The sequence below is a fragment of the Streptomyces sp. NPDC057654 genome (assembly GCF_042800135.1).
Classification (GTDB): Bacteria; Actinomycetota; Actinomycetes; order Streptomycetales; family Streptomycetaceae; genus Streptomyces.
This window is the reverse complement of record NZ_JBHVHQ010000006.1, coordinates 1-15,770: the sequence shown is the minus strand read 5'-3', so window position 1 is coordinate 15,770 and position 15,770 is coordinate 1. Positions and strand designations below refer to the sequence as shown.

Here is a 15,770-nt window from a genome sequence, read left to right as displayed (position 1 = left end):
GTATGCGCTTATGGCATGTTTTGGTGGTCCTGCGGGCGGTGGCGTGGCCGCGCCTACGACCGTGCCTCCCGCTGGTCGGCGAAGTAGGCGGTGGGCGAGGTCCCGAGCGCCCGGCGGAACATGGCCGTGAAGGCGCTGGGCGTCGCGTAACCGAGTTCTGCGGCGATGGCCGTCACCGGGAGGCCGCGGGCCAGCAGGATGACGGCGTGGATCAGCCGCGCCTGCTGCACCCAGTGGCTCAGCGACATACCCGTGGCGGCGGCGAACCGGCGCTGGAGGCTGCGTGGGCTCAGATGCGCGTGGGCGGCGGCGGTGGCGGTCGTCCAGTGGCCGCCGGGGTCGTGCTGGATCGCCGCGCAGAGCCCGTCGAGCTCGGGGTCGTCGGGGGCGGGCAGATGCAGGGCCGGCACGGGGCGCGGGGCGAGTTCGGTCAGCAGCAGCGCCATGACCTGGCCGTCGCGCCCGTCCGGCGCGTATTCGACGGGCAGCCGGGTCGCTTCGTCGATGAGCTCGCGCAGCAGCGGCGAGATGGAGACGACGGTCGGCTCGGTGGGCAGGGCGGCGGCCGCGGACGGCTCGATGTAGAGGGTGCGCATCCGCACCGCGCCCGTACAGCTCATGGTGTGGGTGACGCCGGGCGGCACCCACACGCCGCGTGTGGCGGGCACCACCCAGGTGCCGTGGCCGGTGACGACGGTGATCGCCCCCGTCGTTCCGTAGATCAACTGCGCGCGCCGGTGCCGGTGCGCGGGGATGTGGTGGCCGTCGGGGAGATCGCGCGCCATGGCCGCCAGCGGCCGCGGGACCCGCTGGTAGTCGTCGCGGTCCTCGCTCTTCCCGTACATTGGCGCACTCTCGATAGGTGATGGCGTAGGAGCGAAAGCATGTCAGGCGGGGGCCGCCATAGCGTGGACCCACGTGATGGAGACCTTGAACGAGAGCCGGCCGGCCCCGGCGCCCCCCGGTGCGCCCGTCGTCGCCCCGGCTCGTACCAGCCCAGCCCGTAAGCCCCCGCATATGTATTTCGTACGCGCATCGCAGGCGTACGAATCCACGGCGTACGGGCGGGGGGTGGCCCGACATGGCTGACGCCACGGACACCGCCGGCCTGGCCGACCTGACCGAGGAGCCCGGTCGGCTCACCCGCCCCCTCACCGTGCTGCTGGCCGTGACCAGCGCGGTCACCGCGGCCAACGTCTACCTCAACCAGCCGCTGCTGGGGTCGGCCGCCGCGGACCTGCACGTGAGCCCCGAGGCGCTCGGGGCCGTCCCCACGGCCACCCAGTTCGGCTACGCCGCCGGAATCCTGCTGATGGTCCCGGCCGGCGACAGCCACGACCGGCGCCGTCTGATCCTCCGCCTCGGCGCCGCCTCCACCGTCGCCCTGGCCGCGTCCGCCGTGGCGCCCACGGCGTGGTGGCTGATCATCGCGAGCTTCCTGGTCGGCCTGCTCTCCCCGATCCCGCAACTGGTCGCGCCGCTGGCCGTCGCACTCGCCGGCGACCAGCGCCGGGGCCGGGTCGTGGGCACCATCCAGGGCGGACTGCTGATCGGCGTGCTGGCGTCGCGCGCGTACTCCGGATCGTTCGCCGAACTGGCCGGCTGGCGCGCCGTCTACTGGTGCTCGTGCGCGCTGACGCTGCTGCTCACCTGCGTGCTCTGGCGCGTACTCCCGGCCGCCCCGCCCATCAGCAGCGTCCGCTACCGCACGACGCTGGCATCGCTGCCCCGGCTGTTCGCATCCCACCCGCTGATCCGGCGGGTCACCATCTCCGGCGGGCTGGTGGGGATCGCGTTCGGCGCGTTCTGGACCGCCCTGACCTTCCTGCTCGAACAGGACTACCACTACGGCTCCACGGAGGTCGGCCTCTTCGGCCTGGTCGCCGCCGCCAGCGCGCTCGCCTCACCGGCCGCCGGACGGCTCGCCGACCGCCTCGGCCCGCGCCTGGGCATGGGCGCCCTCATCGTCACCGTGATCGCGGGCTGGTTGCTGCTGCTGCCCGGCGGTACGAGCCTGACCTGGCTGATCGCCGGAGTCGTCGTCCTCGACATCGGCGTCTGGGGCAGCCAGGTCGTCTGCCAGACCTCCCTTTTCACGCTGGACAAGTCCGCTCACAACCGCCTCAACACGCTCTACTTCACTCTCCGTTTCCTGGGCATCGCCATCGGCTCGCTCGCGGGCTCGGTGGCCTGGGGGAGCGGCGGCTGGCCCGCCGTGGCCGCCGTGGGCGTCGTCGCGGCCCTGGCCGGGCTCGTCGTGGGTGTTCTCCCCCATTCGAAGGAGCGCGCAAAGGGTAATCGCGTGACTACTCTTGGTACATGACTGGGCGGGGTGGACCTGTGTGGCGGTCCGCCGCGCGCGCTGCCGCCGCCGCGCTGATCGCCGCACTGCTCGCGCTGTGCGGCGCGGAGCCCCTGGCGGCGCGCGCCTCCACCGCCACCGGCCCGGCGCAATCCGCCGCCGCGGTGGTGGAGGCCGAGCGGTTCACCGACGAGAGCGCCACGTGCGCTGACGGGCAGCGCCGCACCGCCTGCCCCGGCCGCGCCGGCCGCCGTACCGACCCCCGCCCGGCAGACCGGCGCGGCCACGCGCCCGCCCCACCGCGATCCGGCGTACCGCCCCGCCCCGGCCGGGCCGCCAACCCGGCCGCCCACGCCCGCTGCCCCGTCCTGCGCTGCTGAGAGGACCGCGGCCCCGCCCGCACGGGCGGAAAAGCCGCCTGCCCCTCGGTTCGACAGCCACGAGAGCAGAAGAGGCAGCATGCCCACCGACCCCTGGCGCCGACTGGACGGCTATCTGCGCGCCCAGTCCTATCTGACCCACCGGCCCCCTTCCCCCAACTCACCTTCCCCTTCCGGGCCCGCTTCCGAGAGGGGCTCGGAGCCGACACCTGAGGCGGGACCCGAGACGAGGCCCGAGCTCGCACCGGGCCACGAAATCGGATCAGAGGCAGGTTCCGCCTCCGGACCCGCGGCTGATCCCGGAGCTGAGGCTGTCTCCGGGCCCCCTGAGGGAGCACCCGTCCCGGCCTCGCGCCGACCGGGAGCGGTGGCCCGGCTCCTGGCCCTCCTCGCCTCCCGCCGCGTCCGCCCGGCCCCGGAAACGGGCACCGGACCCGACCAGTAGCGAAACGCGAGAGGAGCGGGGGCGGGGCCTCAACCGGGCCCCGCCCCGTCGGGTTTCGGCCGCGTACGTGTACGTGTACGTCCGGGCATACGGGCGTACGAGCGGGCGGCCCCGCACGCCGACCGTGCGATGTCGACCGTGCGACGCCGACCGTGCGACGCCGACCGTGCGACGCCGACCATGCGCGTTCAGTCGTGCGGGTTCAGCCGCGCGGCCGGGCGAGCAAGGTCCGTACGCCCTGGGCGTCGAGGGTCAGGCCGCCGGGCGAACTCGCGTCGATGGCCAGAGAGAGCTCCCCGGGGGGCCACTGCTCGGCGAGCGTGCCGAGCGGCACCATCCGGTAGCGGGAGATGGACGGCAGCAGTTCGGCCATGCGCAGCTCCGAGGTGAATACGGGCACCAGCTGCGCCCCGCCCGGCTGCTCCATGATCGGCAGGACCACGTCCCCGGAGTCGGGTTCCTGCGCGTCGCTCAGCTCATCGGGAACGGGAATCAGTACGTCGCTCCCCGCCAGCGTGTCCAGGGCCGCCACGTCCTGGGCGTTCTCGTTGAGGGCGTTGAGCGCCTGCTGGGCGGGGGAGAGGCCGTTGCCGGAGGGGAAGTCCATGGGCGTGTTCATGGGGGAGTCCTGTCATCGCGTAGGGGTTCGGGCAGCGGTCCTGGGCGAACTCCGCACAGGACGGGAAGTCCCCCGCGTACCCGTCCTCAGCCCGGACATGCCCCCGCACCGCACGTCGCCGCGGCCGGCTTCCCCGCGGCCCGGCCACTCCCGCCCCGCCATCACTTCTGCAAGGCCACGCGCACCAGCGCGGCGGCGAAGACGGCCGGGTCGCCGTCGCCCACCAGCCGGACGAGCGCCTTCGAACTGTCCGGCAGCCCGAGGCGGCGCGCACCCTGCAAGGCCTTGGCGTCCAGGTAGGGCGCGGCCTCGGGCCAGACTCCCTGGGCCTCCCGCAGAAAGATGTCCGCGCCGACGGGGCCGAGCCCCGGCACCTTGCGCAGCCGCCTCCGCGACTCGGCGACGTCCCCGCCCGCGGCGTCCCGCATCCGGCGCAGGTCCCCCCTGTACTCCTCCCTCAGCATCTCCGCGCCGTCCCCGAGCCGCGTCGCGGTGCTCTCGTCATAGCGCCGGTAGCCCCCCTTCCCCAGGGCGTCCACCCGCTCCTGCCAACTGGCCTCTGCCATCCGCCGGGGATCGCGCAGCCCCGCCTCGTACAGTGCCCGCGCGGTGTCGACGGCGATGCTGTGGCGGATGCGGGCGCTCAGCAGCACGGAGAGCACGAGCAGCCGGTAGAGCGGCTGCGGCGTGTTCCGGAGCCGGATGCCCGCCTCGTGGGCGAACGTACGGCCGTGCTCGTCCAGCAGGTCGCGGACGGTCTCGCGTGGAGCGGCTCGCGGCATGGTGGGAACTCCTTTCCTCCGTCCCCACCCTTGGTACCCGCCCTGTACGGAACATCACCGGCAATCCCCCCACCCGCTGACGAACCGCCACGAGCCCTCGTCCTCCTCCCCTCTGCAAGCCCTGCTCTGCAAGGCAAGTTCTGCGGAATTCGCAACCCGTCGGTCAAGGTGCCGGTCAACCCGTCGGTCAACCCGCCAGTCAAGGCGGCGGTCAAGGCGGCGGAACGGTGAGCAGGACGCGGTAGGTGGCGGCCTCCTCGGGCTCGCCGACGCGGTGGCCGTCCGCCTCGACCCAGGCGTGCGCGGCGAAGGGCGGCGTCCGTACGCCCGTACACCAGGTGGGCCAGGTGCCGCCGAGACGGCACAACAGCGCGGTGGCCAGGGAGCGCTGGAGGCAGTACCGACCGGAGCACAGGACGCTGACCGCGGTCACGTCCTGGCGGGCCCGCAGCGCGGTGGCGTAGTCCGCGGGCGCCGCGCCCCGCCGAGCGGTGCGGAGGACGGCGCTCAGCCGCCGGGGCGGCAGGTGGGCCAGCAGCCGGGCCGCGCCGACGGCGGTACGGGCGGCGAGGCGGCGGACCGGGGGCGGGCGGTCCGGCCCGGTGTCGAGGACCTGGCTCACGGGCCCGTCACCACCAGACCGGTGCGGGTGAGGTGGTCGATGAGGGCGGTGACATCGGCGTGGGCGCGCTCCATGGTGACGGGCCGGGCGGTGGCGAGCCCATCGGCGATCTGCTGCGGGGTGGCGCCCTTCAACAGGGCTTGGACGATGGTGGCCCCGGTGGCGTTGAGCTGCCAGTAGCGGCCGTCCCGCTCGTCGAGCAGGACCATGCCGTCCTCGGTGGGACAGCACGCGACGTCAGTGCGCAGCTGAGTCAACGGAGGGCTCCTCCTGGTGGTGGCGAGGGGCGAGGTAGGCGGGCTCGGGGTGGGCGGCCACCTCGCGCAGCCATGCCTCCGCGCCCAGTGTGCTCTCCAGTTCGGCGGCGCCGCCCGTGTTCAGGCCGGGGCTGAGCAGGGCCTGTCGTAGAGCGCGCGGGTCGGTGATGCCCGCGGCGGTCAGGAGGGAGGTGTCGGCCCAGGCGGCGAGATGACGGCGGTGGGTCTTGAGGCCGTGGTGCCATTCGGCGCTGCAATGGTCCTTCGAGGTGCGGTCCAGGAGGTGTTCGGGGACCAGGCCGTCCATCGCGGCGGCCAGCAGTGGTTTGTACGACCAGGGGCTGCCCGCGTCCTCGGGCCGTACGGCCAGGCAGGCGTCGAGTACGGCGTCGTCGCAGAACGGGCTGTGCGTGGGCAGTCCCGCCTCGGCGCCGGCCTCGTGCAGCAGGGTGGCGACGCGCCCGGCTTCGCGCATCTGGTGGATCCAGGCGTGCCGGCCCGGTTCCGCCGCCAGCGGCAGGTCCCGCTCGGCCGCTCGGCCGAGGAGCGCCGCGACCTGCTCGGCGGTCTGCGCGCTCGCCCAGACCGGAAGGCGCGGGTACGGCCCCCAGACCTCAGGGGCCCCGCCGGTCGGAGCGCCCTCGCGCAGGCGGCCCCGGGCTGTGCTGAGCCAGGCGGGGTACGAGCGGTGGCCCAGCAGCATGCGCGCGGTGGCGGCGAGCGGCCAGCGCCCGCGCGCCCTGAACCCGGCCGTCTGACGCAGCGCGGCGCGCGGGCTGCGCCGCAGCAGCGTGTGGAGGTAGGACACGGGCGGCACCACCACGTGGTCCCCGCCGTGCCCGGACAGCCGCAGCACGGCGCCCCAACTGCGCAACTCGCCCGCCAGACGCTGCTGGACGGCCCGGTCGCGCAGCAGACAGTTGGGCTCCTCCAGCGGATGGCGGGGTGCGTCGAGCCCGGTGAAGCAGGCGGGCAGATGCTCGGGCACGAACTCCAGGGGCTCGGCTCCGGGCAGCCGCTCGGCGGCGTAACGCGCGTACTCCCGGTCCTCATTGCCGGCGGCGCTCCAGTGCAGGGTCGCGGTGACCAGGGCCGCACCGGACTCGGCGGCCAGGAAGCACAGGGAAGTGGAGTCCATGCCGCCGGACAGGTCGGCCCCCAGCACCTGGCCCGGCCGCACCCGCAGGGCGACGGCCTCCCGCAAGGCGTCGCGCAGCCCCCGCGCGCCCTCATAGAGCGACAGTTCAGCAGGCGGCGCCTGCCACCACCCGGCCGTACGCCCCCTTCCGCCCGGTTCCGTGCACAGCGCGTCCCCTGGACTCACGGCCTCCACGCCGGTCCACATCGACGCCCCGGCCAGCGGGTGCGGCAGCTGGGGGAAGGCCAGGTGGGCGGCGACGCGCGCGGTGTCCGGCCGCGCGCCGACGAGCCAGGCCAGGGTCCGGGCGCGGTCCGCGCACACCGTCACCCCGCCGATGTCGGCCCGGTAGAGACGCCGGGCCCCGGAGGCGCTCCCGCGTACGTACCCGTGCCCCGCCATGGACGCCGCCACATGGAAACTGCCGTACACCCCGGCCAGCGCGCTCTCCAGGTCCGTGAGGCCCCGCACCTTCTTCAGCCGGACCCTCAGCACGGCGGCGCTCGCCGACGCCTCGCCGAACAGAGCCAACAGCCGGCTCCCTGCCCGCGCCAGAGCCATCTCCTCAGCCGCCCAGGAACCCAGCAGCCACGGCCGCCCCGACGGATGGTCCACCTCGTCGGCTGCCCGGTCCCGCAACCGGGCCAGCAGACCGGGCGGAAACTCCGCGTCCGGAAGCACTACGAACCAGCACCCCGATGCCGTATTCGACACGTCCCCACTCCTCCCCGGACACCCCCCGGCGCCCCATTGCCCGCATCCCCACCACTACGCGTGCCGTGTGCGCACACGGCCTTCAAACCCCCTCGCCGGCAGCGCCGCGATCCGATCGGGCAACGGGCGCCGATCCGCACCGCAGAAGCGGCCGCGCACCGGCACCCGCGCTTCGAACGGCGGCTACCGAGGCACCGGTTCGGCTACCACCAGAGGAGGCGTAGCGAGCCGCTGCCCTCGGGCACGTCGCCTCCAGGGCCCTGGGTGAGTTCGGCGAAGTCGCCGGCCTCGGCCAGCACGGGGGTCTCGTAGACGTCGGCGGTTTCGATGTGCAGCGTCTCGCTCATCACGGTCACCTTCCGATTCGCACGGGTGGCGGATCCACCCGCTACACACAGTGACGCACATAGGGGATGCTGAGCGCTAGATCCCCCGGCGAACACCATGCCCACGAGTGACCCTCAAGGGCATAAACCCAGCACGTCAGAGTGGGACACCCCTCACTGGCCCCCGTCCCGCCCCAACTGTGGGTGATCCTGCCCGACCATTGCAGAGAGTAATCATGGACTGGGTGAGAAATCTGGACCGCCGCCCAGCGGATCCATGTGGCATCGTGCCGGGGCCGACTGTCGCGGCCATCCGCCGACAAGCCGGTGATCATGACCGCGGCAGTGGCGAGGGGTGAGGGGCGTGAGGACAGGCGTGGGGAAGCGACGGGTGGAGGCCGCCTGGGACCGGGTGGGGAGCTGGCTGCGGGGCAACGCCCGTAACGCGCGAGCCGGTTGCGAGCAGGTCCAGCCGGAGGAAATCGAAGAGGCGGGGCGGGAGCTCGGCGTTCCCTTCCCCGAGGAATTGGCCGCCTCTCTCCTGTGCCGGGGTGTGGGCGGCTCCTTCAGATTTCCGGGCGGGGCGCCGATGGGGCCGGCCGAGATCAGCGGTCGCACGCTGATGATGCGCGAATTCCTGGCCGACTTGGACGGCGACGGCGACGGCGAGGGACATGACGACTACTGGCATCACGACTACCTCTTCATCACCGACGACGACGTCAACGGCATGGTCATGGACTGCCGTCCCGGCGATTCCTTCGGCGCCATCGGCTGGTTCAGCGAATACGACGGCGTGAGATTCGGTCTGGCGCCCTCGCTGGGCGCCTACTTGGAAGAAGTGGCGACCTGCCTGGAATCCGGGCGCGCGCTCGCCGGATACGTCCCCATCGCATTCAACGGCGAGTTGCTCTGGGAACACGACAACCGGCACCGGGAGGAATCTCACCCCGACCCGCGATCGCTGCTGGGGCTCAGGGCGGCCGCCATCGCGGAGCCCGCCCTCGAAGAACAACTGCCCCAGATCGGGTCCTTTTCACTTCAACCCGAGCCCGAGCCCGAGCCCGAGCCCGTCCCGGGGCCGTGGCAGAACACCCGCCGCGACGGCACGTACCGCTACACCTGCCTGACCTTTGTCCACGGCATCGACGAGACAGAACTCCTCCGCCGTTTCGGTGCGTTGGACGAAGCACCGAACTCCTGGTCGTGTGACGAAGCGGTGGCGGCTGTAGGGAGGCGCTGCCTGCCCGTTATCCGCGTCGGCCGGGCGACGGGCGGTGAATGGGTCTTCGCCGCCGAGGAGCGGCAGGACCCCATCGCGCATTCCGGGTACGGCATGCGCGAAGAAACCCTGCGGAGGCTGTCGGCCGGCACGCGTGCCGTGTCCCTGCAGATAGCCGACATCCGGATGCACATGTTCGGCGACGGAAAGATCGTCAGCGAACTCGGAACCAATCTGCTCGGCCGGGAGATGCGCGAGGACCTCCTCCAAGCCGCCCAGGAACGCGCTGGACTGAATTTCTCCGGCCCCTCCCTCACCCAACAGGAACGTCTCGACGCCCTGCGCGGCATGCTGCGCTCCGAAGTCGGAATCGACCTCGACGACCACGCACTGAACGGCCCCCTGACCGCAGCCCACATCTTGCCGTTCCTGGACGACCCGCGTCGCGGTTCCTCGCCCGGAGGGGACCTGGGCGACATCATCACCGGGTTCCCCGACGAACAGCTGAGGTCCGCACTGGCCAAGCAAGTACGACGCCTCGCGGACGAGAACGGCCTGGCGGCATATCCGGAAGTGGGCCAAGCGCTGGACGACCTCGACCGCGGCTGGACGGGACCGCTGACGGACGGCTCCCCGCTGGATATGCGGCTGCGCGCCGTACTCGCCGAGACCCAGGCCATTCAGCGCCTCAACTTCGGCGGGAAGCACGGCGATCCGCCGACGCTGAACCGCGGCGAAGAGCTGACCTGGTGGCGCCGCAAGGCCGCGGCCGACGCCCTGCAAAGCCTGATACAGCTACCCCCACGCGCCGCCGCCCAGCCAATCCAGTACGCCCGCAGCACACTGCACTGGCGCGCCGAACTCGCGGCCGACCTGGCGTCCGTACGCCGAACTCAGCCTCCCCGGGCCACGACCCCCACCTCGTCGAGCAGACGACGGTAGTCCTCGCCGTAGGCGGTGACCGCGGCGTAGACAGCGTCAAGCGCGGCCTGGAGCGGATCGGGCCCCGTAGCGGCGAACAGAGCGGGAACAGCCATGTGCGGCTGCGACACGGTCTCCGCGGAACTCGCTCGTCGGTATTGATGAGGTCTCAGACGTGCTCAAGATCGTCAAAAGGCGCGGGCAACGGTCGCCCCTGGTCCAGAGCGGCCAGGGCAGGGGCGACTGAGCTGCCCCGATTTTCGTAGAGTCCGGCGATCTTGTTTCAGGCGGACTGCGGGACTCGTTCCTGGCTTTGCCGGAAGTCGCGTTCGTACTCGGCTGGTGGCACATAGTCGAGCGCGGAGTGCAGACGTTCTTCGTTGTACCAGGTGATCCACTGGAAGATCGCCCGTTCGACCTGGGTGGGGTCCTTCCAGGGGCCCTGCATCTCGATCAGCTCGGCCTTGAAAGTGCCGTTCAGAGCCTCGGCCATGGCATTGTCGTACGAGTCCGCGACGGATCCGACCGACGCGGAGGCGCCGATGTCTGCGAGCCGGTCGGTGTATCGAATCGACACATATTGCGAACCCCTGTCGCTGTGATGAATGAGGCCGGAGTCCTTCTTGATCCTCCGTCTCCACAGCGCCATCTCCAGGGCGTCCAGGGGAAGTTCGGTCCGCATGTGGTCGGCGACCTGCCAGCCGACGATCATCCGTGAGTACACGTCCAGTACGAACGCCACGTATGCCCGGCCCGACCATGTGCGGACATACGTCATGTCAGCCACCCACGGCTGATCGGGCCGCGCCGCGGTGAAGTTGCGGTCCACCAGGTCCGGCGGACGGGGCGCCGACGGCTCCGGGATCGTGGTGCGGCGCCGTCGGCCACGCATCACGCCCTCCAGACCGCGTTCGGCCATGAGTCGCTCGACGGTGCAGCGGGCCACCTCGACGCCGTTGCGCCGCAGTGCGCGGGTGATCCGGCGGGCCCCATTCGTGCCGCCGGACTCGGCGTGGACCTGCTCGATCACCGGCATGAGCTGTTCGTCGCGGAGCCGGCGGGCCGACTTCGGCCGCTTCTTGCGGGCGAAGTATGTCGACGGCGACAGCTCCAGCACCCGGCAGACGGGATCGACCCCAAGACCGTTCGCACGCAGATGGTCGATCACCTGCTCGGCCTCGTCCGGGGACGGTCGATCTCCTGGGCAAAAAACACCGAGGCGGCTTTGAGGATCTCGTTGGCCCGCCTCAACTCCGCTACTTCTTTGCGGAGTTGTTTGAGCTCGTCGTGCTCGGCGGTGGTCAGCCGGTCGTCGCGTTCGCCATGGTCGGCCTCGCCTGGCGGACCCAGCCGCGCAGGGCCTCCTTGCGGATGCCGAGGTCCTTCGCGACGTGCGCGATCGGGCGGCCGGGGGCGCGGACCTCGCGGACCGCCCGCTCACGAAGTTCATCGGGGTATTTACGGGGTGCTGGCATGGTGCTGGTGGATCTCCTTCGCCAGGACCGTAACCCTGGCATCAGGGACTCCACAAATCTCAGCACAGCTCATCGGGCGTTCGATCGAGGTGTCAGCATCGTCCGCCCGCCCGACGAGGTCGTGGTCAGTGTGCGCCCACCCACCGTGTTCGCCAACGCCTCCGACGGCGAAAGCGATAGGCTGCGCCGCCTGCTCCGCGGCCCAGGACGGTCGACGATCCGGGCGGTGATGGTGCTGCTCTCCCTGCAGGGCCTGCCACCCACACGGATAGCAGTGCTGTTGCAGTACGACCCGGCCACGGTGCGGCGCCGGCTCACACGGTTCAACACCAGCGGCGTGGCCGGCCTGGACGACCGGCCCCGCAGTGCCGCCCGCGCCTGGGCGGCAGCCTGCTGACCGCGCGGATCGCCACCCTCCTTCAACGGCCCTGGCCGTGGACCCTACGCCGACTCCACCGCCACCTGGGAGCGCCACGAATCAGCCGCCGCACGCTCTACCGGCGCCTGCGCCAGACCGCCCTCTGGCGCAGGCCGAAGCTGATCGCCCGCAGCGATCCGCACCGGGAGACCGTGCTGGCAGCCCTGCACCGCCGGATGGCCATGCTGCCCGACGGCGCGAAAATCTTCACCGCCGACGAAACGCATGTGCACCTGCTGCCGCACGTCCGCGCCCGCTGGACGCTGCCCGGCCACCGCCCCGAGATTCCCACCCCCGGCAAGAACCGGCAGGTGACCATACTGGGCGCGCTGGAGATCACCAGCGGCATGTTCTTCTACCGGCTCGGGCGCCGCTGTGCGGCCGACTTCCTCACCCTGCTCGAACAACTTCTGGCCGCCTACCCACACGCCCCGGCGATCGCGGTCATCTGCGACAACGACCAGATCCAGCACGCCCGCACGGTCCGCGGCTTCCTGGCTGCCCACCCGGGGATGCACCTGTTCTTCAGCGCCCGCTACAGCCCGCACGACAACCTGACCGAACGGGTCTGGGCCGCACTGAAGACCTTCATCGCGGACACCGCGGTCTCCTGGCCCGGCCGCAAGCGGCAGATCCATGCATTCTTCCGACACCGCGCACCCGGACAGAACCTGGCTACTGCCGCCCCCTGGACAAGCCCCTGGTTCCCAACGCGTTACCGACAGGACTTCTGGAAAGCCGCTTAGCCGCCCGAGGCGCCGAGCCCGACCTTCCCGTCAATCACTTCCATCCCGCTTGTGCAGATGTCCCGCCAGGAGTTGCCTGGCGGGACATTTATTTGCCACCACTGAATTGGGGAAGCATGGCCTCGGGTAATGCTCTGACTCTTTATGCGAGTGTCGGCCCGGGCGGATCAGTCAACGCTTGAGTAAGTATCATGCAAGCGTGTCGCGGTATTGAAGTCCCTCCGGTAACTCCATTCGTCCTTGGGGGAGGAATTTAGAACCGCGTTGAAAAATTCTACGGCGCCTGACGTCAGAGCTTCTAGGACTTCCTTCTCGCGACCCAAAGCTGTGCGCTTGACCTCGCGGTCTGTGAACCTCACCAAGACATTCCCTCGGGGCATTCTCGTCAGGCTGAATGTGAACCTGCGCTCCGGGAAATTGACCACTCCCGTACTTCCCGCCTGGAAACCTTCGATATAGGTGAGGATCAAGGACCAGAGTGCATCGACGGTGTCGGTTTCTTTGCGTCCGAGAACCAGAGTGTCATCGACGTAGAGCTCGATGCCCCCTTGGGTCCGCCGATCTCGATGGAACTCGATATCACAGGTATCGATCGATTCGAGTTCCCCAGAGGCGGAGATGACGAAACTTCTTACTCGCACTGCCATCGGTTCCCCATCTGTCTTGATTGGCCTGTAATTCCAGGAGGCCTACGGAAGCGGGTAAAACTGTCCTACTACGCCGTCCCCGAATCCGAGAACGTATTGACGCCCCTGGTATTCTCCGTATATTTTGTCCCACTTCCCCTGGGCGTATTCTGGGTCGCTCAGCTTCCGTTGATTTTTTCTCAATACTGCAGATATTGCATCCTGGACATCCTCGATGCTCATCCGCTTGTCGAAGTAGGTTTTTCCGGCCGTGTTGCCCCGAAGGTAGGCTGGATGGTGCTCTTCGAGGATGTGGATAAGGTCCTTCTTTCTGAGCAGGAAGAAATTATCTCCGAACGTGAAACTCCTGCTTTGCCACCGTTTGAGGGCGTCGCCGGCGTCACAGTTGGCATTATGGACGAGGATCGGCGTCCGGCCGGCGAGCACATAGTATGTGTGCAGTTCCTTCACGGTGAGGTTGTAGGTTCGCGCGTGTTCGGTGTAGGCGCGATTCTTTTGAACGGTGACGGTGCTGCCGTCAACAGTTCTCAGTGTGGTCCCGGCCTTGAGCTTGGCTGCCTCGACCCACGTATGGCGAGAGGGCGACCAGAAGGGGTGTTCATATGTAGCGGTGAGCCGCTCGCTGCCGTGGCGGGTGTTAATAGTGAGTTCGTTGAAATTTTTGTCATGTTCGGTGACTATGAGGTCGGTCACCTTGCGACCAGTGGTTTCCCCGGTGACTGGGTTCGTGGCAACGACCCGTTCGCCAACTCTGACGGACTCGATGTTTTTTGCCGAACGGTCCGCCATGAGGACCTTGGTGCCGGCCAGGAAGCACTGGAAGCACTTCCGGGCCTTCGCGTAGCGGGAGCCTTCGGCGATTTCCTCGACGCCCTCTTCAGCCTTCTTGAGCAGCTTTCCGCCCTTGCCGACGGGCATGAACGTGATGGCGGCCATGGCGCAGTCGACGAAATTGGGGTTTTTGATGCACTTCTTGGCATCGTTGAGGCCGAAGAGTTCCCAGGCGACTTCCTTCATCGTCGGGTCGACGGTCAGATCCTCGTAGTAGTACAGGTCGGATCCGCCGGCGACGGCGAACATGCACGGGGGCAGGTTGTCGCGGGACTGGTAGGGGATGCAGGGCTTCTTCGGCTTGGCCTCCCGCTTCTTCTTCCGTTCTTCCGCGGCCTGGCGGCGCGCCTCAGCGAGTTCGGCTTCCCGCTTCTTGACCACTTCGGTCCACGCCTCGGAAGCGAGTCTTTTGGCCTCCTCAGCGCTCTTGCCGGCGGCCAGCGCCGAATCGTGGGCCTCCGAGGCGGCACCCCTGGCGGTGACAGCGGAGCTGCGTGCGTAGTCGGCGGAGAATTCGGCTTGCGCGGCGGATTCTTCCGCGGCCATCGCGTCGTGGTTGGCGCGGTCAGCGGCATTGCGTGCGGTGACGGCGGATTCAGCGGCCTTGTCGGCGCTGGCCGTCGCGCGCTCCGCGGACTCGCGGGCTTCGGCGGCGTACTGGTCGGCCTGGTCTGCGGACTTGCTTGCCTGGTTCGCTGCCTGTTGTGCCTGGTCGTTGGCGTCCTCGGCCTGGGCGGCGGCCTCGGCGGCGAGCCAGCGGTTCTGCTGGGCCTTGGCTTGGACCAAGTCGGCTTCGTGGATCAGGCGCTGGACCTGGTTGATATGGGTGGCGGCGAGTTGGTCTTTGCGGTCGGCCATGTACTGGCCGACCTCGATGAAGTCGTGCAGCCGGTCCGGTGATCCGACGAGCGCGGTCTTGGCCGCGGCCTGCATCTCGGGGCCGCCGCTGTTGATCAGCTTGCCGGCGATGACGCGTTCGTCGATATGCCGCGCCTGGTACTGGCCGCTGTTGAGGAAGGTGAGCATGGCATCAGGACTGCCGTCGGCAAGCGCTTTCTTGGCCGCCTCCTTGACGCTTGGTCCGCCCGTGTTGTGGATCTTGCCGATGAGGACGCGGTATTCGATGTTCGCGACCTTGTACTGGCCGACGGTGTAGAAGTCCCGGATCTGATCCGGCGTGCCGTCCTTCAACACCTCAGCGGCACCGGTGCGTACGGCCTCGTAGGGACTGGTGCTGCTGAGGTTGGTGACCTGCTGGCGCGTCTCGTCCTGTTCGGCTTGCTTCCACCCGGTGCGCAGGTAATCCAGCACGTCGGCATCGTCGCCGGACAGGGCCCGGGCGGCGGCGTCCTGGCGCCAGGAGCCGAAGTACTTCATGGTGCGCAGCGCGACAGCACGGCCCTTCACGGCGAGAGCCTTGGCGTCGGCATCGGGCTTGGCGGCCTGGGCAGCCAAGGCGGCGGTGTCGTCCCGGATGCCCTGACCTTCCAGAACCGACTGCGCGGCCTTGGCGGTGAACTCGTCAAGGGACGCCTTCTGCGACTCCGCGTGTTCCATCGCGGCCGCGGTGCGCGTCTTGAGGTCCTCTGCCTCGGTCTCCCGTGCCAGGGCGAAGACCCTCTTGGCGGTGGTGACCGCGGCAGTGGCGGCGTCGGCTGCCACCTTGGCCGCAGCAGCGTCCCGGGCCGCCTTGTCCTTCGCGGTCTTGGCATCACCGGCGTGCTTTGCGGCGTCCTCGGCCGCTTCCGCGGCGTTCTCGGCGTGCGTGGCGGCCTTGGCGGCGGCAGCCCGTGACTCGTCGGCAAAGCGAGCCGACTGGGAGGCCAGCGCTGAGGCCGCGTTGGCGGCGCGCCGCGACTCCTGAGCGTGATGGCGGGTCTCCGCGGCCGCCGCCCTGGCCTGGCCCGAGTAATGTCCGGAAGCGC

General features: G+C 69.8%; 12 protein-coding genes and 2 pseudogenes. 4 read left to right on the top strand and 10 right to left on the bottom strand.

The window, feature by feature from the left end:
- Positions 1-53 precede the first annotated feature (53 nt).
- Entirely contained in the window at positions 54-845 is a 792-nt protein-coding gene (locus ACFU99_RS01305) for an AraC family transcriptional regulator (RefSeq protein WP_384384039.1), read from the bottom strand.
- Positions 846-1,081: 236 nt separating this feature from the next.
- Between ACFU99_RS01305 and ACFU99_RS01300 the strand changes: the two genes are divergently transcribed.
- Together ACFU99_RS01300 and ACFU99_RS01295 are read left to right on the top strand one after the other, a co-directional pair.
- A complete protein-coding gene (locus ACFU99_RS01300; RefSeq protein ID WP_384384036.1) occupies positions 1,082-2,323 on the top strand; it encodes an MFS transporter in 1,242 nt (413 codons plus the stop codon).
- Positions 2,320-2,682, top strand: a complete 363-nt coding sequence (locus ACFU99_RS01295) for a hypothetical protein (RefSeq protein ID WP_384384034.1) — start codon at positions 2,320-2,322, stop codon at positions 2,680-2,682. Before ACFU99_RS01300 ends, ACFU99_RS01295 begins: the two co-directional genes overlap by 4 nt.
- Positions 2,683-3,329: 647 nt before the next feature.
- Here the strand turns inward: ACFU99_RS01295 and ACFU99_RS01290 are convergent.
- The 6 genes from ACFU99_RS01290 to ACFU99_RS01265 all read right to left on the bottom strand — a co-directional run bounded on the left by ACFU99_RS01290 (position 3,330) and on the right by ACFU99_RS01265 (position 7,606).
- Positions 3,330-3,746 (bottom strand): SseB family protein, encoded by a 417-nt coding sequence (locus ACFU99_RS01290; RefSeq protein ID WP_384384032.1) that lies wholly within the window; start codon positions 3,744-3,746, stop codon positions 3,330-3,332.
- A gap of 161 nt (positions 3,747-3,907) precedes the next feature.
- Positions 3,908-4,528 carry an endonuclease gene (locus tag ACFU99_RS01285; protein WP_384384030.1) on the bottom strand — a complete coding sequence of 207 codons (621 nt, stop codon included), beginning with the start codon at positions 4,526-4,528 and terminating at the stop codon, positions 3,908-3,910.
- Positions 4,529-4,739: 211 nt separating this feature from the next.
- Complete coding sequence (locus ACFU99_RS01280) at positions 4,740-5,150, bottom strand: lasso peptide biosynthesis B2 protein (RefSeq protein WP_384384027.1); 411 nt, start codon at positions 5,148-5,150, stop codon at positions 4,740-4,742.
- Positions 5,147-5,407 carry a lasso peptide biosynthesis PqqD family chaperone gene (locus ACFU99_RS01275; protein WP_384384025.1) on the bottom strand — a complete coding sequence of 87 codons (261 nt, stop codon included), beginning with the start codon at positions 5,405-5,407 and terminating at the stop codon, positions 5,147-5,149. The genes ACFU99_RS01280 and ACFU99_RS01275 overlap by 4 nt, the downstream gene beginning before the upstream one ends.
- On the bottom strand, positions 5,388-7,259 hold the full coding sequence (locus tag ACFU99_RS01270) for an asparagine synthase-related protein (RefSeq protein WP_384384023.1): 1,872 nt from the start codon (positions 7,257-7,259) through the stop codon (positions 5,388-5,390). The genes ACFU99_RS01275 and ACFU99_RS01270 overlap by 20 nt, the downstream gene beginning before the upstream one ends.
- 203 nt (positions 7,260-7,462) lie before the next feature.
- Positions 7,463-7,606 carry a lasso RiPP family leader peptide-containing protein gene (locus tag ACFU99_RS01265; protein WP_384384021.1) on the bottom strand — a complete coding sequence of 48 codons (144 nt, stop codon included), beginning with the start codon at positions 7,604-7,606 and terminating at the stop codon, positions 7,463-7,465.
- 355 nt (positions 7,607-7,961) lie between these two features.
- Between ACFU99_RS01265 and ACFU99_RS01260 the strand changes: the two genes are divergently transcribed.
- Positions 7,962-9,749 carry an SMI1/KNR4 family protein gene (locus ACFU99_RS01260; protein WP_384384018.1) on the top strand — a complete coding sequence of 596 codons (1,788 nt, stop codon included), beginning with the start codon at positions 7,962-7,964 and terminating at the stop codon, positions 9,747-9,749.
- A 262-nt stretch (positions 9,750-10,011) separates the two neighbouring features.
- Here ACFU99_RS01260 and ACFU99_RS01255 read toward each other — a convergent pair.
- A pseudogene (locus ACFU99_RS01255) lies at positions 10,012-11,203 on the bottom strand (IS3 family transposase).
- A gap of 130 nt (positions 11,204-11,333) precedes the next feature.
- Between ACFU99_RS01255 and ACFU99_RS01250 the strand changes: the two are divergent.
- Positions 11,334-12,367 (top strand): annotated as a pseudogene (locus ACFU99_RS01250) (IS630 family transposase).
- Between the two features lie 167 nt (positions 12,368-12,534).
- On the opposite strand, the gene ACFU99_RS01245 reads toward ACFU99_RS01250, so the two are convergent.
- Both ACFU99_RS01245 and ACFU99_RS01240 read right to left on the bottom strand, forming a co-directional pair.
- The gene (locus tag ACFU99_RS01245) at positions 12,535-13,014 is read right to left on the bottom strand and encodes a hypothetical protein (RefSeq protein WP_384384015.1); all 480 of its coding nucleotides are present in this window, start codon (positions 13,012-13,014) and stop codon (positions 12,535-12,537) included.
- Positions 13,015-13,056: 42 nt separating this feature from the next.
- Positions 13,057-15,770: polymorphic toxin-type HINT domain-containing protein (locus ACFU99_RS01240; protein WP_384384012.1), on the bottom strand; the 2,714-nt coding region annotated here is incomplete at its 5' end.